Here is a 24,915-nt window from a genome sequence, read left to right on the forward strand (position 1 = left end):
TATGGCAGCATTAAGCATTATTGTGATGGGCGTGAGCGGCTCAGGTAAAAGCACTGTCGGCGCTGCGCTCGCCCGGGCACTAAATATAAAATTTATTGATGGTGACGATCTGCACCCTCGCGCTAATATTGAAAAGATGGCCCGTGCAGAACCTCTCAATGATGATGACAGAGCGCCCTGGTTACAGCGGATTAATGACGCCGCCTTTAGCTTTACGCATAAAAATGAAGGCGGCGTGATCGTTTGCTCAGCATTAAAAAAGGCCTACAGAGATGCTATCAGGCAAGATAATTCAAACCTTGTGTTTGTATTTCTTGAGGGCGATCAGACAATGATCACCAAGCGCATGATGCAGCGCCAGGGTCATTTTATGAAACCAGGCATGTTGGACAGTCAGTTCGCGACTCTTGAACGACCTTCCGAACAGGAGGCAGACGTGCTTACGATTTCTGCTGAACCTGCTGTTGATGAGATCGTAAATAGCATCCGACAGGCACTGACTATATCGGGATTATTGACGAAGTAGTGCGAAATTTTAGCCGGTGGCGCCGTTTGTAAAAGAAAAACCAACATCATGCCTGACGGCCCCGGCACGTTTGCCCGTTATTGCGTCCAGCAAATAGCGGGCACTGATTTCACCAATTTGGTATCGCGGGGTTATCACACTGGTTAGTGCAGGCGACACAGCCTGCCCGATATCAAGTCCGTTATAACCAATTATTTTCATTTGTTCCGGCACGGAGATCTGCTGGTCGCGGCACCAGAATAAAGCACCAATGGCCAGGTCATCGTTGGTACACAACGCTCCGTCCATGGCCGGACAGACAGACATCGCTTTTGCCATAAGTCTGCGTCCGGCGGAGAAATCTGATGCGCCGGCCATTTCTATGGTAACAGGATCAAGCCCGGCCTCATCCATGGCCTGTTCGTATCCCGCCTGACGAAGAAGAGTGCGCGTATCCATTCTGGCGGCAAAATAGACCGGCGCTCGACACCCGTTGGTTAACAGTCTCTGCGTCGCTTGTTTTGCAGCCTCCTGATGGTCCAGCCCCACCGCCATATCCAGTGGCGAGGCCGGTAACTCCATCGATTCAACGATCGGGATTCCCGCCTGCATCAACATCTGGCGTGTTTTATGGGTATGGTGGGTTTCGGTCAGAATTATGCCATCTATCTGATAAGACAGCAGAGCGGCAATCCTGTGCTGCTCTTCTTGCTCATCGTAACCGGTATGCGCCAGCAAAGTGTCATAGCCGTACTCTCGGGTCACCGACTCTATTCCCTGTACCAGGGCTGAAAAAACCTGATTCGACAGCGAGGGGATCACAATACCAATGGCTTTGCTTGAAGAACGGGACAACATAGAGGGTGCACGATTTTGAATATAGCCCAGTGTATCAATCGCAGCGCTGATTCGGGCACCCGTTGGGGCGGCCACCGTGTCCGGGTGACGTAAGTAGCGCGACACGGTCATTTTGGTAACGCCAACAGTGTCAGCAATTTGTTGTAAGGTTACGCGTTTAAGTTTACTCATTAAGGACGCCGCTGGCTGCGTGATGTTACTTGTAACATCATACCTTAACGTCAGAATATATATCAGTGCCAGTTTGATATTTTCACGCTCATTGTTGCAAACCTGAGCAGGCAAAGTTGCGTCAATTGCGATGCGTGTGTTGACGAATCAAACATTGCGTCACCATGAAAAATGTTTTCTTTGTATGCCCGTGAATCAATCCACAAAAGTGCTCAGCTAACTTTTGTTATGAAAATACTCATCAGCTTTGCCTACCGCGCCTGGTGCCGTTGGACCTTCCTGCCTGTGACAATGATGGTTACCAGTGGCTTGGATCGCATTTTTGCAAAGGATTCTACCCGCTGGTATGAAAAAGCAATCCTAGTCGGCATTTTTGTCATATTAAACGCAAAGGTAAATTATCGTCATCATGGGTGCCACACACGCGGCGGCAGAAACAGCCAGATAAACTATGAGCCTAAGGCGACGTCACAAAAACGTTTGCACCAGAATCTTGAAAGGATGACCATGCAAAAAACCACACGCAAATGGATACATCGCCTGGAAAGACGAATCGATCGATTAAGACATCGTTATAAGCGCTGGTACGGTTACTCACCGGTTGTTGTGCAACCCTACATGACTTACGGCACAGCCGATGAATTGTGGGTGGCCGGCAGGTTGCTGGAAGCCAAAGGCGTGCAGGGAGGGCTTGATGATAGTCGGTGGAAAAATCTGGTGCATATGCTGCGACGTTATCAAAGCGATGAAATTCCCTTTACCGATATTACACTAGCGCTTGGAGACGAAGAACGCACGGTGACTACTGACGCTGACGGTTACTTTCACTATCAATGGAAGAAACCGGAGGCAGACAACGTGCAGCAGCCCTGGACACAACTCACTCTGCAAACTGTTGATCCAGAACTTCCCAGGGCCGAGGAACAGAGCATTGCTGAAGTCTCAGTGCCGGCAGATAGCGCAGAGTTTGGCGTAGTCAGCGACGTTGACGATACCATCATGCGAACCGGGGCAACCAATTTTCTTCGTCATACGAAAACCGTGTTACTAAACAACGCCCACAGCCGCGAGCTGTTTCCTGGTACGGCAGAATTCTATTCAGCTCTGCAACGAGGCGCGTCAGGACACGCCAACAATCCTTTCTTTTATGTGTCCAGCAGCCCCTGGAATATTTATGATTTAATCGCAGAGTTTATTGCAATACATGAGTTACCTAAGGGGCCTGTATTACTAAAAGACTTTGGTTTGCGCGAAGATCGCTGGTTTAAAAGTGGTCATGAAGGCTATAAAAAAGAGCGTATAGAGGCAATCCTCAATACCTACCCGGAATTAAAACTGGTACTGATTGGGGACTCTGGCCAGCATGATGTGTATGCCTATCTTGAGATAGTCAAAATGTATCCTGACAGGATTGCCGCCGTGTATATTCGTGACCTGAAACCCGCATCACGCTCAGAAAAATTAAATACTGCCGCCGATAAATTTGCTGATCATAATGTACCATTTACGTTTATTGAGGATGCTGCAGAGGCCGCCTCGCATGCAGCGTCACTTAATCTGGTAACGGAAAAATCCGAGCAGGAGGTCAAGGAGGATGTGGCTGAAGCGCGGTCGCAAATGAATGCAGAGTAAAACGCGCTCTTCACTCAAAAAATATTAGCGCTTAACCTGCTTTGAACAGGGAACGATTCACCAATGACTCTGCTGTCACACAATGTATTGCTACTGTGAAAATTGCCAAGCGATAAGACTGACGTGACCGTTTATAAAACAGATAATGCGTGCTGCCTGCAGAATTAAAATCTCGTATTTTATTCTGTAGGCAGCAACCAGTGCGCAAAGCTATTTATTGCGCTGAAGCTTTATCAGGCGGCCGCCCTCTTTATCCTCAAGCACATAGATATTGCCCATGCCATCCTGCTCCACTTCGCGGACGCGCTTGCCCCACTCGTAGCGTTCTGCTTCTTCAGCCTGCCAGCTATCTTCGTCATTCTTATTGAATGTAACGCGAACAAGCGCCTTTGAAGATAAGCCGCCAATAAAGCCGTTACCTGTCCAGTCGCTGAATTTATCACCTTTGTAAATAATGAAACCTGCAGGGCTGATAGCAGGTACCCAGGCGAGTTCTGGCTCTTTAAAGACGGGGTAATCTTCATGGTTAGGTATTTTTACACCCGAATAATGATCGCCTTGCGATACCATCGGATAGCCATAATTACGACCTCTTTCAATGATATTGAGCTCATCGCCATGCTTGGGACCCATCTCATGCGTCCATAGATTGCCTTTTTCGTCAAAGTCGATGCCAAGGGGATTGCGATGGCCCAGCGTCCAAATCTGGTCAGCAACACTGCCATTTCCGAAAAACGGGTTATCTTCAGGCGCGCTACCATCTTCATTCAGGCGCAGGACTTTGCCCAGGTTCATCGCCATGTTCTGAGCCGGCGTAAATTTTTGTCTGTCGCCGGAAGTGATAAACAGGTAACCATCAGGCGAAAACGCCATACGATGGGAATAGTGCCCGTTTCCGGTCATTTTAGGTGCCTGACGCCAGATGATTTCTCGTTCTGATAAGCTTGCATTGCTATCAGAAATGCTCAGCGTTGCGCGCTCAATAACGGCGCCACTGAATTCATCGTTTTGCGGATCGCGTTCTATATAAGAAATGTATATAGTATTGTTTGATTCAAATTCAGGATGGATGATGACATCACCCAATCCGCCCTGACCACGGGGTGTGACATCAGGAACATTTTCAACTGAAAAGCGCTTTTGCTGATTTTTATCAAGCAGCCACAGCTTGCCTGTCTTTTCAGTCACCAGACTATGGCCATCGGGCAAAAATGTCATCGCCCAGGGCTGGTCAAATGACGCCATAACACTGCCCGTCAGCGAAGCACCATTGCTGCCTTTCATCTCAATCTGCTCTGATGATTCGGACTGCGCCACAGTAACAAACGATGTTGCGGCCAGCGTCAGAAATAAAGCTACTTTTTGTCGCATACTGAATCTACCCTTTTTGACGTTTGCGTTACCCACGCCACACGAAAGTGGTACACGCAAATAGTAAATAATATTAGTACTACGCGCTTTTCGCGCTAAAGCTCAAACTAATATGGTAGGCAGCGCGGGCATTTACTGGTTGGTCAATGGGTTAAGTGTAGAGCTATCAAAATAGTGTCAGGGTGTTGATTTCTCGCATCGCTAGAAAAATCGGAAAGGATTAGTCGGTCAAGAGCCACAAGCTATTGTTTAACGGTTGTAATTTAAACAACAACTTTGTACTTACAGCACACGTTAACCTTCCCTCGACAATGCTAAAAGTGTCCTATCTTGCTTATCCGATAAGGCGTCTGAATAGGCAGACATGGAGAATGTATTTAAGCCGAAACACACAGGATGAAGATAGCCGCCACTTCTTGAACATACTCGATTTCATACTATGAATCCGTATGGGTGAACTGCTATTAGCCGACCTGGTCACTCGCATTACGCTGACATAACTGACATTGGCGTTTTCGTTTTCCGAGGCTGTATGAAATTCATTATGCCCCCGGTCAGCCGGATATGTATGCCCAAGCTGTCAGGCTGGCTACCGGTACCGGCAAGAGGCCAAGAGCCTCTTCCGACGCGCTTTGTCCCACTGACCAAATGCCCCAATTAAACATATTTAACCCTCCAGGCCCCCTCTTATAACCTTCCTGAATAATCTTGCCGGGGTAAATCGTAGTAACAATCATGTCGGCGTTTTATCAACAACGTTTACTCAATCAAGTCTGACTCCCTGCATTCTGCCATTGAGTTGCACTGAAGCGTGGTACGACTTCAGCTCTTTGGGAGTCTGGCAGACCTTTCACATCAACCAGTTAGTTACTTTGGGGAAATCATGATCGACACGCTTAACATTATTGCAATGGTGCTTACTATCGCCCTGGGACTGGTAGGATTCCTCGCTCCGGACTTTACCATGAAGCAACTTGGTCTCAGACCAGACGGCAGCAACATGGGCTATACCGAAATCCGGGCGGCAAACGGCGCTTTATTTGTTGGTGCCGGTCTTGGGGCATTATTTTTATCCCTCCCTGCAGCCTTCGCGATGGTCGGTTTTCTTTATGCAGGCGCCGCAGTTGGCCGAATTACCGGAATTCTGTTCAACAACGCCAGCTCGAAACAAAGTTGGGGCTATTTCAGTGCAGAAGTCGGTCTGGCGATATATTTGCTGGCAGCAAATCTGTGAATATCTAAATTTAACTCAACTTCCTGATAAACAGAAGGTCATATGAAATCAATCATTATTACAGGTGCATCTTCAGGACTCGGTGAATCCATATCCATTAAGTTTGCGCGAGAAGGATGGTTAGTATTTGCCGGCGTTCGCAACGAGGACGATGCGAAAAACCTTACTGAAAAAGAACCTCAGATACAGCCTGTTTTTCTGGATGTATCAAAGCCAGAACAAATTAAGGCGGCGGTAGACTTCGTTTCTGAAAAACTGGACGGGCAAACACTCGGCGGACTCGTAAATAATGCAGGAATTGCCAAACTCGGCCCTCTGGCTTTACAGGATATCGACGAATTTATACAGCATTTTGAAGTCAATGCCTTTGGCGGACTGCGAATGGCTCAGGCTTTTCTCCCCCTGTTAGGCACGGATAAGAGCCGCAATGGCGATCCCGGACGCATTATCAACATAACCAGTGTCGGCGGTGAACTGCCATCACCGTTTCTGGGCGCTTATACCGCCAGCAAACACGCGATGGAAAGCATCACAGACAGTTTGCGTCGTGAGTTGATGGTGTACGGTATAGATTCAATTTCAATTGGTCCAGGCAGTGTTAAAACGCCAATCTGGAAGAAAGCAAAGGAAGCAAATGCTGCAGAGCAATATAAAGACAGCGCGTGGAAGGACTCACTTAAAACCTTCCTGGATGTGATGATAGAAGGAGGAGAGGACGGACTCGAAACGGCAGAAATTGCCGATGTGGTTTATGAGGCTATGACCGCTGAGAAACCTAAAGCACGTTATGCACCTGTACCGAATAAGCTCATCAACTATACTCTGCCCACTATGCTACCAGAGCGTCTTGTCGACAAGATATTTGCGAAGAAATTTGATATTAAAGAAGACGGTTAGCAAACTAAATCAACACACTTTAATTGTGCTGACTAAAAAGCTGGCAACTGGCAGAACAGCTCGCAAATAAAATCCGCAAGGACTTTCCCATTTTGATGGAAAATACTGTTAGGTAGCTTAAAAGAGAGGCCTGATATCAGTGGGATACTATCAGGCCTGCCAAAAAGGAAGTTTACAGTACGCTCAGCTTTAGTGAGCGCGTAACATACCCTGTCAAATTGTAAAACGCCGTATCCGGACATGATGAAAGCGCGTCAAGAAAAGTGCGAGAGCAAAACAGCTGGTGCGCCGGCATAGTCATATTCGCCGCTTCATTGCCTCACGATAATGCTCACTCCTTCTGAAAATCGGTTTATACCAGTTTGACGTCGCACCTGTGATACCAAGTTATGTTAACCGCGATTTCTGTGGCTCCGGCCCAACTTTTTAGTCGGGTACCCAACATTATAAATGTGGCTTTGGTTTGGTAGATTTATAGGATAGCCACTATCAGCAACACGATTTGTTTGCCGGCAGCCGGGATCATCCCTGTCTGGTCAAGAGGCTCGATAGTATCAGTGCACGATACAGCCAACATACACTGCAATTCAACAGCCGGGGCATAGAACAAAAGTTCGATATAAAGCGCGAGTTTCTGTCAAAGCGTGCGACGACCAGGTGGCGCAATATACTGCGGGTTGTCTGTTGAAGACTATATGGAGTTTGTGGGTCCGCTATGTACGTAATTCGGACATTGACACCAGTAGACAAAGCTAATCCCCCAAAAGACCAGCTTTGCTATTCACAATAGCCATTACAGCTAATAGCAAGAATAGCGCACCACAACACTGATTAAAAATTCGCCCATTGTCCAAAAGTAGCGTTTTAACCCTATAAGCTAATCTCGCCACGCTAAACTCTACGGCGAACTCGATGCAAAGAAAGCTCACTGTTATCACCAGAAACTGCGGAATAAATGCCTCGTCTGGGTTTATAAACTGAGCTAAAAATGCAGTAAAAAATAGCAAGACTTTCGGGTTAGACAATGCTGCCAAATAGCCTTGTTTAAATAGGTCTTTAGGCAAAGTAGAAACCAATGTTGTTTGCTCTATGCTACTTGAAGACGCGAAAAACAAATTGAAACCTAACCATGCGAGGTATAATGCGCCCAGCCATTGAAGACCAATCATTAGTTCAGGATTGGTCTCTAGTAGCGTGCCTAATCCGAGCATTGCTATCGTGATCAATATGAAGAAGCCACTAATACCTCCACATATCGTCCAAATTGTTTTTTTCCAACCAAATCGTGCACCATGGCTCAGTGCCAGTAGTGAATTAGGGTCTGGAACACAAGCAAGCCCTAAAGCAGATAAAGCAAATACACACCAAATTTCAAACGTCATAACTCACCAAATAATTGAGAAACTGAATTGGGACAGTATCTCTCAGCTTTAACATTATTTGTGGTATTATCTGGTCGTAAAATACGACTATTTAGACAAAGGATGCGCGACGAATGAATGGTGATAATGGTGTCCGCTTTCTATTGATACCTCTAAATAGTTTTAACATGCTGCCGTTTGGTGGCTTCTTGGATAAACTTCGTTTTTCAGCAGATGAAGCCGATAACAGTCAACAGCGGTATTGTTCATGGAAAATTTTATCTCACACCAAGGGATTAGTTTTTTCTAGTAGTGGTATCCCAATAAATGTAGACCTCGAACCTAGTGAGGTGCAGCTCGGGAATTTTGACTATGTGGTGTTCTTTGGTAGTCGCACTGCGATTGAATCACAGCAACAGGCAGCTTGTTACCGCTCTTTTATTCGGACCGTTGCCGCCAAAAGAATACCAATAGTAAGCATCGATAATGCTTGCTTTACCCTTGCAGAGTTGGGGCTACTAGATCGTCATCAAGTCGTGGTTCATTGGCGACATCACAGTGAATTCAAAGCGACTTATCCGAAAGTAGTCGTAAGAGATGAACAGCTTTATCATTTTGATCGCAAGCTGATCAGTTGTACTGGTGGAAGCGCAGCTATCGATCTTGCAGTGGCAATTTTGCAAAACCATGTTGGTCAGACGAGAGCAGAAAAAGGCTTAGCGGATATGCTGGTTGATGAAAATCGCAGTATGCAACACCGCCTGAAATCGTCAGAGCAAGGACTATACAGGAATCGTCATATGGATAGAGCGGTTTCTTTGATGCAAGAAAACTTAGAACAGACAATAACCGTAGAACAGGTTGCTTCGCTCATTGGCATTAGTCGACGTCAATTGGACCGCTTATTTCAGCAAAAGCTCGGTGTTTCCGCGCGTCATTATTGGCAAGAGTTACGATTACAACATGTCTACTGGCGATTGACCCATTCTGGCCATGACCTTGCGCAACTCGCAGATGAAGTTGGTGTCAGGGATACCAGTTATTTGTGTAAAATATTTAAAAAAAGATTTGGAATGACGCCAGGGTAATGCCGCCGCGACCCGATATAGTGATGACTATGTGTGTCTAGCGAGCGACCTTTCACCATCCAATTTCTGACTCATTATAAAAATTGGGGCAAGTACATTTTTCTGAAAGTATTATGAGCATAAGCTCTAAATGATTTTTGGGCAGAAACAAGTTATACCTGAGTGGCCGAAATTGGCACTAATCAGCAGTCTATATTCAACCATCGAACGTCCGCTTCTTTGTCTAAAACAGACTATCATGAATGTATTCGCAAACGGCCCTTTGTTGCCCTAAACGCACAACCTAAAAGTTATCTCATTGTGAGCAAAGAGACTCATAGGTCTACTCTTTATTCGCTTTAATCTTTTCTTCAAGATTTTTTAATCGGGTTTTAAACGCATTGTTTTCAACATTTTCTTTATAGCTTAATTCAAGAGCCTGCTTTCTCATTTCGAGCGCTTTATTCAAAGCTCCCTTTGCTTCATAACCATCAGCCAGGCTGTCATAAGCGTCCGATTTGTTCGGATAGTTTGCAATGTTGCTCTTAAAAATAGAAATAGCAGTGTCGTACTGCTCATTATGGAGTGCACTATAGCCTGCATGATTATAAGCTCGGTAGCTCGGCTTGGCGGTGAACGCATATTCGTTGGAAAGGTTCTCGTAATATTTGTCTATCGCAGTCAGTCCTCCCTCGACAACATCCTGCGTGGGCCTTAACGATGCTAATTGCTTTTGGTACGCGATGCTCATTCCTGCCAGGGCTGTCGTATTGTGCCCTTCCGATGTATCGAGGTCGGTATCGAACGTTAAGCCTTTTCGCTGATTGTTTTCAAGCAACTCAGAATAGCGCTCAAATCCACTTAGCATCTGTCCACCCTCATTACCCATGTTGATGTACAGGTACTTGTTTAATTTATCGGTGCGGCTGAAGAATTTTTCAGCGTCGCTGAAAATGACTTCATCGTGCCACCACAAGCTGGGGCTGAAGGAAAAATAGGCCTGGAACAGTTCTGGTCTGGATTGCAGGGCATAAACGGATAATAGTCCACCTAACGAATGACCGGAGAGTATGGCGTAACCATTAGTCCGGTAGTGCGATTTAATATAAGGCTTCAGCTCGGTCCCCAGGAAGGTGATAAAGTTGTCTGCTCCGCCTGATATTCCCCAATCGTTATAGCTTTCATCATAAGTGGGCGTAAAATCTCTGGTTCGGTGAGTATTGTTGATAGCGACAATAATCATCTCAGGTGCCATCCCTGACTGATTCAACAGGTCAAGAGTACCTGCGGCGTGTGCGAAATTTCCTTGGCCATCCAATAAGTACAAAACCGGATAAGATTTATTAGTATAACGATTATAATTATTAGGCAAACGGACCATCAACTCTCTGGTCTCATTTAGCACCTCAGAATCAATCGCAATAATGTTCGCCTTGCCCCGGACTTTGGCGCTGGCTTGCATAGACATGCAAAGAACCATACATAAAAAAACTAACACCACTTTATTGTACATTAAAAATTCCTTTTTATTGTGAGCCCAAATATTATGGTTGTAGTGAAGCTCACATCCTGAGTATCAGTAACTTAAACTGACAGAAAATTTTTTTGTGTCAAACCTAGTTGCTAGCTATAAAGCCTCGTTTCAATAAAATTGAGGATAGCCATCTAGGCACTATTTAGTGATAACTATACGTTTTAGTGCGACAAATCATAAACTGGATGTCCCACTTACTCTTATTTCACCCGCGTCAGTCCGGCCTTGCCTTTTGTCGTGTCTCTTCGTGGTTCATTTCCAAAATAGGACTTAACCAGCTTGCGTTTGCTCCGGCTGATTGGCAGTCGCTCACCATTTGACATTTCACACCAGGCCTGGCTACCTGAAATATGCACACTAACAACGTGTTTTTTATGCACCCAGTGAGAGCGATGTATTAGTACACCGTCATCATCCAATGCTTCTGCTATCTGATTGAGCGCGCCCAGTATGAGTGCCTTTCCGTCTGTCATCTTTACGTTTACATAATGCAGCTCAGAGCTTATCGAAACAATGTCTTTACTCAACGCCTCGGGAAGCCTTTCATAGAAGTCGTTTCTTAGTTTTTCCCGCACATCGACCTGCTTTGCCGTTGATGGAGGCTGCTCAGGGGGCGGCGGATCATCGGAATCAGTGGGTAGCTTATAGGTGACGTTCAAAAGTAAGGGAATGTTAATCAAGAACCAAATCGTAATCAGACCAGGGGCAATCTCCAGAAATTCAGACACAACATGAAACGCTGGGCCTTGCTGCTCAAGCATATCAAGCCAGCCATCAGGCTCATCTTTCAGGCCCGGAAACCAGTAATCAATGGATGCAAAAACGGGGGCGACGAGAACGGCCCCAACAATCCCTGAAATAAATAACGACACAGATACAGGAAGCCGCTTGTGGGCTATATGACTGACTAAAAAGCTGGCAAACATCAGCCCAAGCAGTGCGGTAGTAATCTGAAGCGCCCAAAACATCAGCCGCTCAAAAAATCCAAGAGCAGCAGAGGATTCAGGCTCCATCAATGTGAATAGTAATGTCAGTCCCGTCGCAGTCAGCACAAAACCACTTTTCACAGGCGCTCTGCCTAATACCGTATCACTCACTAACACGCGAAAACTCCCCAGTTCGGCTCATCGCCATTTATACAACAAACACATTGAAACTTATTCATTTATTGTACGAATTGCCGCTTTTTTTCATGAGCTGCAGATGATTAAACGGCGATGTTTACGTACCGTTCATGCAGATTATCGACAGCCTCTACAATTTTGATAGTCAGCGCGCTTCCATACCTGTAGTTTTTCGTATTGTTAAGTGATGTTCATGAATGCTTTAGAAGCGATAGCAAACCGTTGGTCTATGCTTAACGCTATCGAGAGCTATTATTATGTTAATAACGCAGGAGTCATTGCAACATGAGAAAGGCGTTCGCTATTTCACTTCTCTGTATTTCCAGCTGTCTCACTGTTCAGTCAGCATTCGCACAGAACAGTGAAGCCGCACTGGTGCCGTTACCGTCCCTGGACGACTTTACCAAGGGGCAGAATGGGTTTAGCTTCGGGCTTGGTTTAGGTGTTGAATATGAAACGGCATACGAAGGCTCTGATGAGTTCGGGCTGGAATTACAACCTGCCGGTGCCATACAGTGGCGAAACGACAACCATATTTACTACTTCGCAGGTGAAGCACTTGGCTGGCGCGGACGGGTAAGCGATAACTGGTTACTTGAAGGAGCGCTGGGCTTTGATGAAGGCCGGGAAGAAGGCGATTCCGATGATGGTCATCTGGATGGCCTGGGCGATCAGGATGAAAGTTTTGAGCTGGTTCTTCAGGCGCGCCGTGCTTTTACTTCTGACTGGCGCTATTGGCTGGTCGGCCGGATTGTCACCGGAGGCGATGGCAATCTTGGCCTTTTTGGCGTAGGTCGTCGCTTTGGAGATCAAGTCGATGGTACCGGTCACGAAGTGAACCTGGTCGCCGTATTTCACGACAGTGAATATGCTAACAAAGGGTTTGGTATAAATGCTACCCAGGCTCAGGCATCGGGTTTACCGGAGACGACTGTAGACAGTGGATTACGTTCGTTCGGCATTGATTATAGCTTCCGACATTATTTAACCGATAACTGGCAGTTATACGGCGAAGCGCTCTTTGAATATTACAGCAGTGACGTTCGCGATAGCCCGATTGCCCGAAGTGATTATGAGACCGAAGTGGGGGTTGGTGTTATTTATATATTCTAATCTTGACTGATACGGTGTAAGCAGCGCCTTCGTAAATGAGGGCGCTGGCAAACCCGTTCGGGCGTAGCGTTGTGTCACTTGCGGACATTGACCGTGAGGCAACCGGTGCACCGTTAATCCACAGATCCAGATGCGCTTTCATCCGCTTTCTTGTGCCCTGATGCTCATCGGTTTTTTTCTTTGCCGTTCTGGCAACTCAACAACAGACTGACCATCCCTTAAAATTGCGTCACCACCGTTACGCCAGGTGAACTTGTCTGGTCCATTGATGTTAACGCTGAGATCGATTCTTCAAGGGAAATAGAGCGGCCCAGAAGTTTTTCCGGAGCGAGCGTACCCGACAGAATCATGTTGAGCATTGCATCATACCGATGCGCTTGCATGCCGTGACTACCGAGTATCATAAGTTCATTTGCAACCACCTTATCCATAGGAATAGGCGGCGTAGATTGATCCGCTAGTAACAGCCCTACCTGGATATGCCGCCCCAGGCGCCGGAGTGATTTGACCGAATTAACGGCTGTAACCGGATGACCCAGTGCATCGAGTGAAACGTGTGCACCGCCTTTTGTCAGTTCGAGAATTGCCTCAACGACGTCTTCCACCTGATTCGCATTGATTGTTGCGGCAGCGCCAAATTTGTCGGCTAATTTCAGCGCTTCATCAGATAGGTCGATTGCGATAACGCGCGCGCCTAACGCGGCGGCAATCATAATGGCAGAAAGACCAACACCACCACAGCCGTGAACGGCAACCCACTGCCCAGCCGACACGGCCCCCTGATCAACCACGGCATGGAATGATGTAGCGAACCGGCACCCCAGACTGGCTGCCGTAGAATAGGCCATCTCTTCAGGTAGCGCGATCAAGTTTGCATCCGCATGATCAATGGCAACAAACTCGGCGAATGACCCCCAGTGTGTAAATCCTGGTTGCGTCTGATTTGAGCAAACCTGCTGATTACCAGAGGCGCAATCGCTACACCTGCCACAGGCGCTGATAAAAGGCGAAGTGACGCGGTCACCAACTTTGAAACCACGTACATTTTTGCCAGTAGCTTCAACGATACCCGCAAATTCGTGCCCCGGAACATGTGGTAGTACGATATCCGGATCATGTCCCATCCAGGCATGCCAGTCACTGCGACAAACACCTGTTGCTTTAACCTTGATGACAACGCCATCGGGATGAGGCGCAGGATCATTAACCTGCATGAGCTTCGGTGACTCTCCGAATTTTTCAAATACCACAGCTTTCATTGATTTCCACCTCTCAGTACCATTGATTGAGTCATCTCAGTTTACCTATATGGTGTGAAATTACTTTTCCATTAACTGTTATTTATTACGCAGTCGTGTAAACATCTTTCTTTATAAACACCCAATACGAAGGATTCTTTAAGTGGAGCAGCTTGATAGCAAAGATATAGCGATTTTAAAGCGTCTGCAGTCAGATGGTCGATTGTCCAACGCCAAAATTGCAGCCGAACTTTCAATCAGCGAAGCGGCGTGCTGGAGGCGAACGAAAAGTCTGGAACAAAAGGGCTATATACACGGGTACCAGGCAAATCTTGATCGCCGCAAGCTGGGATATGGCGTTGTTGCCTTCGTACAACTGACATATGTTGATCATGATACTGAGACCACAGCGCATTTTGAGCGGGTTATCAAAGAGTCTGAGCAGGTGTTGTCCTGTCATAATACGACCGGCGATGCCGACTTTTTATTACAGATCGTAGCCAAAGATCTTGATGAGTACAGCCGGTTTGTCGAAGAGGTGTTGAGAAAGTTAAAAGGTGTATCGACGATTAGCTCAAGCTTGTCGTTAAGAGAAATAACCTCATCTACCCGGCTGCCGCTTCGGTGAACCAAATGACATTTTATCTTTATTTGCCGCTGAAAACAGACCGTTGCCTCGGCCATGAGCCATGCACCCGTTGTAACCTTTACTGTAGATAACGAGCCATGCCAAGGGAAAGAATAAAGAAAAATCTCGAATTGGGGCCTTTCCCCCCCCCCACGATTGCGAGTGAGTCAATTTAAGACACCACAAGCGGCAGGTTTTGGCACCTGCGCACGCGTAAATGTCCGTGCGCAAGTAACAAGTATTACTGCTTGGTAATAACGGCTTTACCTTCTAACGCGACCGGCACCATGATATGGGCATAAGGCGTGTCTGCCCACATCACATAGGGGCCGCCTTCATTAGGGTCAGTGGTAATGCCCTTTAACAGCGCTTTTGGAACAATAATCATAAGGTGCGGCCCTGTTTCTACATAGTCTTCCGCCTGTTTATGATTAGGGTGATGTGGCGAGGAATTACTGACGCCCGACCCTGTCGGTTCACCCTGCAACATGTAGGAGATGCCGATTTTGTCAGCAACAAAGTCAGACTGGCTACCAACAGCAGTCATCATTTCCATCCATGTTTCATCATTACACATCGGGGCCTTGTCACCCTCCAGTGTATCTGGTAAACACGTCCATCCATTGGTCCCTTCTTGTAAAATCGTGCCGTCGCCGTCCATCACAGTCGCCTGCGCACTGACAGAATCAGGGGCCGCTGATAATGCGCGCGCTATTTTGGCTTGCTTGGATTCTTCGGCCATTCCCACAGCGCTCAGAGGGGCTATCGCCATTAAGAGTAAAAGTCTTAAGCGGATATTCATTTTTGGTTCCTCCCAGAATGGTGACTCTATTTACCAACTCGTACCAGAATGGCAAACTTCCCTGCGCTGCACGCAATAAAGTCTGTTATTTGCCGGAAAAGTCCAGCCTTAAAAGTATCGTACATTTTTTGTACAATACAATGTTTACTGGAATTATTGCCACTAAACGAAAGCTATACTCACTGCTGCCCCCCCCCGTTCGCATCCTCTCCCTTCCAACCACGCACAGATAAGATCAGACATATTTGTGTCTGTCAGATTCCTAATATAATTGCCTGTATAAATCGTGCGGCATGCTATTGAACCCTGTGACACGTCCTCAATGTGCAAAGTAGCCAGATCAGCCCCCTCCGATATAACCGCGAGCGTTGAGATCGGCTTCTTGTTTATGGCGAGGCGTGTCATCGTTTTGGGTCACCTTTCGCTCATTAAGAACTTTCGCGTCAACCGTCTATTGAGTGCCGGTAGCCCCAATTCAGGTAGATGTTGATTACATCAATCTGCATTATCGTTCACCCGCCTGCTTAGCGAGCGCTTTAGCGTATGATTTTCGAGCGTTAAGCTGTACTGCGCTGATACTGATTTCGTAACACGAGGTTTTAAGATCCACCTCGTTCAACAGTTAAGTTTCATTAACCGGAAGCGGATTGCCTCGGAAAATGAATAGGATCTACATCGTTTTTTACTGACGCTTTAGTAAAGTTGAAGTGTGCCGACCGATTTACCGCTGTGCTTTGCATTTTTGGATTATGAAATCGTTCAATATATTTAAAAATATCCGCTTTGATTTCTATCATTACCCGGCGCTACCGATAGTTAATGCTTATTATGGAGAACGATTTTCACGGCATGACGCCCCGGCTGTACGCAAATACACAACGCTGTCCCCTCCACCATATGATATTCACCATCGATCTGGCTTTCTGAACGCCTGGCGTTTGCGCAGCTTCGTCTGATAGAAATCGCGTATTGAGACTTTTTGGTTTTAATTGTTGCGGTAAATCCCGGCCACGATGAAGGGATACACGGATGAATAATAAGCTTTTTGTTTCTAAGCTGAACACCTAGAATTGCTTCTAACCCTGCTCGGAACATCCAACCGGCAGCACCGGTGTACCAGCTCCACCCTCCCCGACCGATATGCGGCGCGACAGAATAAACATCAGCTGCAACTACATAAGGCTCTACACAATACCTCAGGCACGTCTCAGCCGAATTTGCATGAGTTACAGGATTGAGCATGTCAAACAGCGCATGTGCTGATTCATTGTGATGTAGCTTTGCCAGCGCAAAAATGTTCCACATTGCGGCATGACTGTACTGGCCACCGTTTTCGCGGAAGCCTGGTGGATAGCCTTTGATATAGCCGGGTTCAAGATCGGTATTATCAAATGGTGGTGTAAACAGCAAGCTTATTCGGTATTCTGGCTTTAAAAGCCATTTTTCTACCGATGCCAAGGCACGCGCCGATTTTTCTACAGGGCCGTTAGCCAATACAGCCCAGGATTGACATATAGAATCGATACGACAGGCGTCATTTTCTGAAGTGCCCAGCCACTGGCCGTTGTCAAATATCGCCCGTTTATACCAGTTGCCGTCCCATGCGTTTTCAAGTGCTTGGCGTAAATGCTCTGATTGTGTTTGCCATTGCTTGCATCGTGACTGGTCAAGCGGCGTGTTTCGCATCCGGGCGATGCTTTCAAACTCATCGAGCGCATAACAAAGCAGCCAGCCCAACCAAACGCTTTCTCCTTTGCCTTGGTTGCCCACAGTGTTCATACCGTCATTCCAATCCCCTGTACCCATTAATGGCAGACCGTGCGCCCCAAGCGTATCTAGGCTACTTTGCAAGGCCAGCACACAATGTTCGTACAAACTATCGGTGTTCGTGGATATAGCCGCGACAAAAAATGCATCATGCTCAGACTGTGCTAATGATGGTCCTTCAATATAAGGGATTTCTTCAGTCAGTACAGACGTATCCCCTGTTGATTGCACATAGTTTGCAGTGGCAATCGCCAGCCATACACGGTCATCGGAAATATGTGTTCTCACCCCTTTGCCAGAATGGCTAAGCCACCAATGCTGCACATCCCCTTCTTTAAATTGGCGCCCGGCGGCGCGTAGGAGATGCGCTCGAGTCAAAGCAGGCTGACACAATGTGAGCGCCATCCCGTCTTGCAACTGGTCGCGAAAACCGTAGGCGCCGCTGGCCTGGTAAAGCCCACACCGCGCAAATATCCGACTGGAAAGAGTTTGATATGAAAGCCAGCCGTTGAGCATGATATTCATTGCGCTATCAGGCGTGTTGACATGGACGTTACCCAGTAAATCCGCCCACTTATGCTTAACATCAGTGAGTTCCTCACAAAATGACCGCTTTTGATAACGATGAATAAGCTGATTCGCTTCTTCCAGCGTATCTCCCTGGCCCATAACAATGACCAGATTGTGTTCTGAGTGGCCTTTCAATGTCACTGTCTGCTGTAATACCGAACAAGGATCAAACCCCTCACCTGTTGAACCGGACAATTTTGTTTTCGAGGTAAGCGCCAAAGGATGAGCATGAGTACCGTGTCGCCCGAGAAATTCAGTTCTATCGCCGGTCCAGGCTGTAACAGGTGCTTGCATCATAATAAAGGCAGTTGCACCGGCAAACTCGTTAGACCAGGGGTTTTGGATAGTCATCGCCCCTGTCGCTTGGTCAAACGTAGTGATGAGAAAAGGCGCATTTGCAGATCGGTTTTGGCCTAATACCCACTCTGTATAGCTGGTAATCGAAAGCCTGCGGACTTTAGAAGTAAGATTAGTTATACACACGTTGATCAGCTTAACCGGGTCACTGTTAGTGACCAGATGTGTAGCGGTTATTGTAAGATTATTTGCCTCATGAGAAAACACGCTATAGCCCCAACCGTGCCTAATCGTATAGGTTCCATCATCCCTGACAGGATTACTCGTTGGCCCAGTTAATGTATTCGTTTCTTCATCCTTAATATAAATCGCTTCTGCGCAAGGGTTTGTTGTAGCATCATTGAACCAGGGGGTCAGCTGATTATCTCTGCTATTTTGCGCCCAGGTGTATCCACAACCATCTTCTGCCAACAAGCAGCCAAACCTGTCGTTGGCGACCACATTGATCCAGGGAGCAGGCGTGTTCCTATCAGCCGTCAAAACAATGATGTACTCCTTCCCCTCCTCACCAAAGCCCCCAAAGCCATTAAAAAATTGCAACTTTTCAGGGTCAATATCATTAGCATTACTACCAACGGCGGGCTCGACGGATTCGCTATAGTGAGCATCTGGCTTCGATTCGTTATTTTCTGTCAGCCAGTCCACCTGTCGTCCAATACTGCCCTGACTGGCTGATAACGAAAGTCTTGCGACACTCATCAGCAGCGAGTGTACGCCTGAATGAAGCAGGTCAGAACGCAAAACATATACGTTACCCCGGGCTACTGCATCATCATGTTTGGAAGTGACGTGTGGACGTGCCTGGTTGCGACGAAGCGCCGATTCAATTGTCGTCTGTAAATCCTGGAAATAAGATGCCTGATGTTCATTAATTATTATCAAATCAACAGCTACCTGTTTCATTGTCCAGTACTCGTGAGCACTGAGAAGCAACTCCACCTGGCTCATGTCTAGAACATCATCGATTCGAATTAACACGATGGGCAGGTCACCAGAGATACCCTCTTTCCATAATAATGATTGGTTTTGCAAGTTAGAGTCACGTCTGTGTGCAACGTTTCGATAGCGCCTATCGAGGTAAAGCACGGGCGCGAGCATCTGCTGAAAAAGCGCCGCCTGCCCTGATTCAATATTCATATGTCTTAACTGAACCTGGGCTTGCGTCCAGGCTAAAGTTTTGGCTCTGGCGAAGCCGTTAGATTCGTAGTGTCTGTCGATAAGCTCTATTAGCGCCTGACGGGAAGACGCCACCACTATCCAAAACGAAACGCGGGCGCACCCGCCTGCAGGAACTATGACATGCTTTCGAACAGAGAAGACAGGGTCTATTACCGAGCCCAGTGACTGGCTTAACGGCGTGCTCCCTGACTGCCCTTTTATAGCCATAGCAGCGGCACTATGAATGCTGTTGCCACGACCGATGAATGACTGACGGCTTGTATCATATTGTTCTTTAGCAAACTCCTGGCCTTCAACTACCGCGAAATGTGCAGCCCAGATTTCGGGCTCATCAAGGGTTCGCCGTCGGCGCCGGGCAATCAACGCGCCAGAATCTTTGTGCAGGAAGGTTTGTATAAACAGTTTTGAAAATGCGGGGTGAGCGTTATCGTTCGCTGCATTTCCTAAGACAAGTTCAGCATAGGAAGTCAATTCCAGTTTCTTTGACTTAAGACCGTTGTTATGCAACGAAACACGCCGGACTTCTCCATCATCTTCTCCTGAAACTACCACTTCCATAGTACTGGTTAACGTTTGCTGTCGATGTGAAAATTGCGCATAATCTTCAGCGAAACGTCCGTTTTGGCAATATGCACTGGAGCCAATAGGCTGTAACGTTGTCGACCACAGTTTATCAGTTGCGGTATCACGGATAAAAATAAAAAAGCCATCGCTATCACAGGTGCTGTCAGCCTGCCAGCGAGTGATTGCCATGTTTTTCCAGTGACTGTAACCTGCACCTGCCGCGGTTAACATGACACTGTATCTGCCGTTTGATAGTACGTGTGTTTGCGGCGCGCCAGGTGCTTTGGGATCTAATACTCGTTCTACATTAGTTTGTGTTTTCCTGATTTCTTCTGATGCATTAATTTCCATCGCAGGGTGACTCAAGGCAACGTTACGGGGCAATCTTTCTTGGAGCAGCGAGTTACACGCCTGGATCATTGGTTCGCGGTGAAAGCGGTTGCGCATCAGGCCCCCATGCAACGCATTAAAAATAGCAACGATGGTCATACCCTGATGATGGGCCATAAAATTACGTACGATGCAGGTTGTTGTGTTGGCAGGCAGGCGACTGATGGTAAAGTCCAGCGCTTCATAAAAACCAAATCTGCCGCGGCCACCTAAATCTGCAATCCTGCGATAATTTTTACACGCTGCCTTAGGCTGTATCATTGTTGCTAAACCACTGGCATAAGGTGCAATTACTCGATCTTCAGCAAGCCCGCGTTTTAATCCCAGTCCGGGAACACCAAAATTTGAATATTGATAGGTGAACTCTAAATCCCGAGCAAAAAAAGCCGATTCTGAAATCCCCCACGGCATAGATAGCTGCCTGCCGTATTCTTGCTGACAATGGACTACCAGGCGATTTGTTTGTTCAATCAGGCTACCAGAAGGCGCCCTCATCACCAGTGAAGGCATTAAATACTCAAACATGGAGCCTGACCAGGAAAGTAGCACTGCACCAAAGCCAACAGGCGTCGCGCTGCGCCCTAATCGGAACCAATGTTTGGTAGGAATATCACCTTTAGCAATCGCAAAAAGGCTGGCCAGCCGAGCTTCTGAACCAAGAAGGTCATAACAACCGGCGTCACGGGAGTTCTCCTGTATAGAAAAGCCAATAGAAAGTAACATTCTTTCTTCATTGAGCAATACTTTAAAATTCATCGCCAGAGCCATCGCTCTTGCACGATTGCACATATCGTTAATTCTTTTTGTTAATCCTGGACTGTCATTAAGTATCAGTCGTTTATCGTCATTATATTCCAATAGCCGACGAACACAGGCGTTGATGCAAAAACGAGCATCTTGCGCTTGCTCAGCACCAACCGAATTGATCATTGTGCTAATTTTATTTACCAGAATTTGAACTGGTTGAAGTTCAGTGAGCTCGAAAGCAGGCGATTCCGTCAGTTTCCCATTTAGCTCGTCTAAAAGCTTTTGCAGCGGGTTGGCAACGCTATGGAAAGCATCTTCATGAGTTTGGATCTGCACGCGTAGCAGCCTGACATTATCCTGTAATCCGGCCAATAGCTGATGGTCGTACGCCAGGCTATGCCACTCTTCGCACGAGTTTGCGAGCGCAATCAAATGCCCTGCCAAATTTCCGCTGTCTACAGAAGAAACATATTCGGGTAATAGCGACTCCAGAGATTTGGTACCATACCAGTTATAAAAATGCCCCTTAAATTTTGGCAGTTTATCCAGCGTATCGAAGGTACCTTCGAGTCGCTGCAGTGCAGCGTCTAATCCAATCCAACCGAAATCTCTGGCGCAACATACCGATAGTAAATATAGGCCTATATTTGTCGGAGAAGTCCGATGAGCAACCTGTGGCTTTGGATCTTCCTGAAAATTATCCGGCGGTAACATGTTGTCACCAGGAGTAACGAACTGTTCAAAGAATCGCCAGGTACTGCGTGCGATGTCTCTGAGCTCTTTTCTACAACTATCTGAGGCTGGTAAAAAAGCACTGAAACGAGGACGGCTGATCCAAAATGCAATAGCTGGCGCGCTTATCCATATGAGTGCAAAGGGCAGCACCAGTGGCCATACCGGTGGTAAAACGATGACGGTTAACAGGCACAAAATTATCGACAACGTTGTACCGAAGACCATTCGTTTATAACACTGAGTAATGGAGAGATAAGGGCTACTCTCCTGCTGCGCGGCGGGCATCCATTGCAACATATTTTTGTGGCTATAAATGACACGCACCAAGGTTCTAAATATTGCATCGCAGGTCCACCAGGTCTTATCCGGCAAAAAAACCAGAGAAAGTAGAATATGCTTGCAGGCTAAAAGCGCATCAGCCAGCCACATTTTAAAATGATTGGTGAGCTTTCCCTGACTTTGGCGATAAGATGTCAGTAAAAAACACAGAGGTAAAAAGAAGGGCATTGCGAGGGTGAGCAGTACGACACTCAATAACGTAATGGTCGCAAATAATGGCAGAAACCAGGCAGTAACTATCAGCAGCAACAGTAAAGGTAAAACTAAAGAGCGCCGCAGATTATCCAGTATTTTCCACTTTCCTAATGTTGATGTTTTGTTGCCACTCTTTTTTTGTCTGTCAATTAACCATGGAAGTAGCTGCCAATCGCCCCTTATCCATCTATGCTGACGCTTAACATCAGAATCATATCGGCTGGGAAATGCCTCAATAAACTCAATATCTGAGACCAGCCCTGCACGAGCAAACACACCTTCAAATAAGTCATGGCTTAATAAAGTATTATCGGGCACTCGTCCATCCAGCGAGGCTTCAAATGCGTCAATGTCATAAATGCCCTTGCCAGTGTAGGAGCCCTCATCAAAAAGATCCTGATAAACATCTGATCGCGCACTAATGTATGCTTCAATGCCGCCAGGACTAGAAAAAACATGCTGATACCAGGACCCTTCTCCGTTTACAGGCATAGACGGCGTAACCTTGGGTTGCAAAATCCCGTGACCGGAGACGACACGGTGAAAATGCGTATCGACACGTGGCCGGTTAAGCGGGTGTGCCATTTTGCCAATGAGCTTTCTCACAGCATCACGCGAAAGCTGAGTGTCAGCGTCTAATGTGATGACAAAGCGCACCTTAGGAGGTAACTGCGGTTCGCTGCCATCAACTGCAGTGAAACTCGTCTTACTCGCGCCACGCAATAACCGGTTTAACTCATGAAGTTTGCCACGTTTACGCTCCCACGCCATCCAGCTTGACTCGCCAGGATTGTAAAGTCGACACCGATAAAGCGCATGAAATCGTTGCCCCGTAACATTCTTACCATATTGTTGATTCAACGCTGCTATTTTCTCACTTACCTGTGAAAGCATTCGCGCATCATCCTTAAGAACTTCAGTAGGCGCATCAGCACCATCAATCAATAATATATAAGCAAGTTCATCATCTTTGTATGTAAGATGATGAACCTCTAGTTGATTCACCAGATGCAATAAATCCTGTTCGTTTGTCATTAACGCCGGAATGACAACAACAGTACGAAATTGTTCGGGTACCCCTTGCTCTAGCGCCATAGCCGGCAGCAACCTGGCACTAAGCGTAGATGTAATAAGCCGGTCGGTCAGAAGTATAGCCAGCTCGCTGGCAGGTATCAGAAGCAGAACGCCTACCACCCATATTGTCACTGTAGCTAGGGAAGTCAGAGTGCTAATAGCAATTACCATCAATACGACAGTGAGCAGCGCTATAGACGTTAAATACCCCATCAGCCCACAAGTGGTGTAAAGCCTAAAGAATCTCAACGACAACGGAGGCTCAAACCCGATAATTTTTTCAAAGTCCAGCCGTCCTTGCCCAATAAGGTAAAACCCCGGGTCCGCCATTCGTCTCGCTTCTGTCTCATCGCTTTCATTCCCAGCAGCGCTACGCGCAACATCCAACAATTTCTTTGTAACCTCCAGCTCACTGAATAAGGAGCCCAAAGCGAGTTTTTCTATACAGGTGCGATAGAGATTTCGGGTAGAGAAGTCCATCTGCGAATAGCTGACATGTTTACGAAGCGTCTGTTCGACACAGCTGATTCGTTCGAACTGAACGTTCCAGTTAATATCCGCTATTAGTCGCATACTATTGATAACATTTTGCATGCTTACATTTGCGATACTGTGTTGCAGCGAAGCCTTTTGTACCACATCGGCAAATGACATATTTTGCTTGTCCAGAGCTCGCTCAAGCCATATTAGTGCTGAGGTCATAGACGCATCCTGACCGCGCAAACGTTTCACTAATTGTGCAGCAAAAATATTAGTTATATCGTCGGCCGGATAAGTAACTTGATCTGAAGGTTGCCCTGCACTATCCACAGATAATCTTAAAATAGCGTCTGCCAGTGCATCTGCGTTCATGCGCTCTGTATGACCGACCGCCAATTGTTCTGAAAGGCGACGCAGATTTTCAATAAGTACTATTCGAATGGTAACAGACACTGCCCACAACTCGCCAATAGATAGGGGGACAACCTGTTGATACCGGGTCATGAAGTGATAAAACGTGTTGATATCAAAGTGACTATCAGTATGAGCAACGTATGCCCACGCAATACCAAACACGCGCGGATAACCTTTAAAGGGGCCCTCCAATAACTTAGGCAACTGATTATAAAAGTGTTTGGGAAGGTCTTTTCGCACGTTCCAAATCTGTGCATCTACAACATGGTAGTTATCCAAAAGCCATTCTGATGCCGGTGCAATTTTATCGCCCTCCTTGAGCGCCGAGGCATTGTCATAGTATACCTGGGCCAATACTTTAGCGTTGTCGTCAAGCCGCTTTGTCAAAGCGACAACTTTTTGAGGGTGTAACGCAATTTTCTGCGTCAAGGCCAGGCTTCTGGCATGCTGCGCCAAGCGCTCCATACTTAACAATTCTTCTCGAACAGGATGTGAATCATTCCAGGGAGGAGCAAAGCTGGCAGAACGTCTGGTGGATCGAATTGACATAGAACGCACCTTTAATTCGG

The 24,915-nt window shown here is 46.8% G+C and carries 16 protein-coding genes; 8 read left to right on the forward strand and 8 right to left on the reverse strand.

Annotated elements, in window-relative coordinates:
- Window position 1: 1 nt before the first annotated feature.
- Window positions 2–526, forward strand: a complete 525-nt coding sequence (locus HHX48_RS03955; RefSeq protein ID WP_191022380.1) for a gluconokinase — start codon at window positions 2–4, stop codon at window positions 524–526.
- 9 nt (window positions 527–535) lie between these two features.
- On the opposite strand, the gene HHX48_RS03960 is transcribed toward HHX48_RS03955, so the two are convergent.
- Complete coding sequence (locus HHX48_RS03960; RefSeq protein WP_191022382.1) at window positions 536–1,534, reverse strand: substrate-binding domain-containing protein; 999 nt, start codon at window positions 1,532–1,534, stop codon at window positions 536–538.
- Between the two features lie 228 nt (window positions 1,535–1,762).
- Here HHX48_RS03960 and HHX48_RS03965 point away from each other — a divergent pair, with 228 nt between their 5' ends.
- Window positions 1,763–3,166: an App1 family protein gene (locus HHX48_RS03965; protein WP_191022384.1), complete on the forward strand. Its 1,404-nt coding sequence runs from the start codon at window positions 1,763–1,765 to the stop codon at window positions 3,164–3,166.
- A 210-nt stretch (window positions 3,167–3,376) separates the two neighbouring features.
- Here HHX48_RS03965 and HHX48_RS03970 read toward each other — a convergent pair whose 3' ends face one another.
- The gene (locus HHX48_RS03970; protein WP_191022386.1) at window positions 3,377–4,537 is read right to left on the reverse strand and encodes a PQQ-dependent sugar dehydrogenase; all 1,161 of its coding nucleotides are present in this window, start codon (window positions 4,535–4,537) and stop codon (window positions 3,377–3,379) included.
- An 883-nt stretch (window positions 4,538–5,420) separates the two neighbouring features.
- Between HHX48_RS03970 and HHX48_RS03975 the strand changes: the two genes are divergently transcribed.
- The 3 genes from HHX48_RS03975 (at window position 5,421) to HHX48_RS19125 (ending at window position 7,356) form a co-directional block, all read left to right on the forward strand.
- Complete coding sequence (locus tag HHX48_RS03975; protein WP_191022388.1) at window positions 5,421–5,771, forward strand: DUF4345 family protein; 351 nt, start codon at window positions 5,421–5,423, stop codon at window positions 5,769–5,771.
- Between the two features lie 42 nt (window positions 5,772–5,813).
- Entirely contained in the window at window positions 5,814–6,668 is an 855-nt protein-coding gene (locus tag HHX48_RS03980; RefSeq protein ID WP_191022390.1) for an SDR family oxidoreductase, read from the forward strand.
- Window positions 6,669–7,170: 502 nt separating this feature from the next.
- Window positions 7,171–7,356, forward strand: coding sequence for a DUF4113 domain-containing protein (locus HHX48_RS19125; RefSeq protein WP_191022392.1), 186 nt, complete (start codon window positions 7,171–7,173; stop codon window positions 7,354–7,356).
- Between the two features lie 64 nt (window positions 7,357–7,420).
- Here the strand turns inward: HHX48_RS19125 and HHX48_RS03990 are convergent, their stop codons facing one another.
- Window positions 7,421–8,050: a LysE family translocator gene (locus tag HHX48_RS03990; RefSeq protein ID WP_191022394.1), complete on the reverse strand. Its 630-nt coding sequence runs from the start codon at window positions 8,048–8,050 to the stop codon at window positions 7,421–7,423.
- 113 nt (window positions 8,051–8,163) lie between these two features.
- Between HHX48_RS03990 and HHX48_RS03995 the strand changes: the two genes are divergently transcribed.
- Complete coding sequence (locus HHX48_RS03995) at window positions 8,164–9,117, forward strand: GlxA family transcriptional regulator (protein WP_191022396.1); 954 nt, start codon at window positions 8,164–8,166, stop codon at window positions 9,115–9,117.
- Between the two features lie 322 nt (window positions 9,118–9,439).
- On the opposite strand, the gene HHX48_RS04000 is transcribed toward HHX48_RS03995, so the two are convergent.
- Together HHX48_RS04000 and HHX48_RS19015 are read right to left on the reverse strand one after the other, a co-directional pair.
- Window positions 9,440–10,564 carry an alpha/beta hydrolase-fold protein gene (locus HHX48_RS04000; protein WP_223857987.1) on the reverse strand — a complete coding sequence of 375 codons (1,125 nt, stop codon included), beginning with the start codon at window positions 10,562–10,564 and terminating at the stop codon, window positions 9,440–9,442.
- A gap of 266 nt (window positions 10,565–10,830) precedes the next feature.
- On the reverse strand, window positions 10,831–11,727 hold the full coding sequence (locus tag HHX48_RS19015; protein ID WP_191022400.1) for a LytTR family DNA-binding domain-containing protein: 897 nt from the start codon (window positions 11,725–11,727) through the stop codon (window positions 10,831–10,833).
- A 312-nt stretch (window positions 11,728–12,039) separates the two neighbouring features.
- Here HHX48_RS19015 and HHX48_RS04010 point away from each other — a divergent pair, with 312 nt between their 5' ends.
- A complete protein-coding gene (locus tag HHX48_RS04010; RefSeq protein ID WP_191022402.1) occupies window positions 12,040–12,867 on the forward strand; it encodes a MipA/OmpV family protein in 828 nt (275 codons plus the stop codon).
- Between the two features lie 218 nt (window positions 12,868–13,085).
- Here HHX48_RS04010 and HHX48_RS04015 read toward each other — a convergent pair whose 3' ends face one another.
- A complete protein-coding gene (locus HHX48_RS04015; RefSeq protein WP_191022404.1) occupies window positions 13,086–14,126 on the reverse strand; it encodes a zinc-dependent alcohol dehydrogenase family protein in 1,041 nt (346 codons plus the stop codon).
- A 142-nt stretch (window positions 14,127–14,268) separates the two neighbouring features.
- Between HHX48_RS04015 and HHX48_RS19020 the strand changes: the two genes are divergently transcribed.
- Complete coding sequence (locus HHX48_RS19020; RefSeq protein ID WP_191022406.1) at window positions 14,269–14,733, forward strand: Lrp/AsnC family transcriptional regulator; 465 nt, start codon at window positions 14,269–14,271, stop codon at window positions 14,731–14,733.
- Between the two features lie 241 nt (window positions 14,734–14,974).
- Here HHX48_RS19020 and HHX48_RS04025 read toward each other — a convergent pair whose 3' ends face one another.
- Together HHX48_RS04025 and HHX48_RS04030 are read right to left on the reverse strand one after the other, a co-directional pair.
- Window positions 14,975–15,535, reverse strand: a complete 561-nt coding sequence (locus HHX48_RS04025) for a hypothetical protein (protein WP_223857988.1) — start codon at window positions 15,533–15,535, stop codon at window positions 14,975–14,977.
- Between the two features lie 816 nt (window positions 15,536–16,351).
- Window positions 16,352–24,895 carry a GH36-type glycosyl hydrolase domain-containing protein gene (locus HHX48_RS04030; protein ID WP_191022408.1) on the reverse strand — a complete coding sequence of 2,848 codons (8,544 nt, stop codon included), beginning with the start codon at window positions 24,893–24,895 and terminating at the stop codon, window positions 16,352–16,354.
- Window positions 24,896–24,915 lie beyond the last annotated feature (20 nt).

The organism is Salinimonas profundi, from assembly GCF_014750655.1.
Taxonomy (GTDB): domain Bacteria; phylum Pseudomonadota; class Gammaproteobacteria; order Enterobacterales; family Alteromonadaceae; genus Alteromonas; species Alteromonas profundi_A.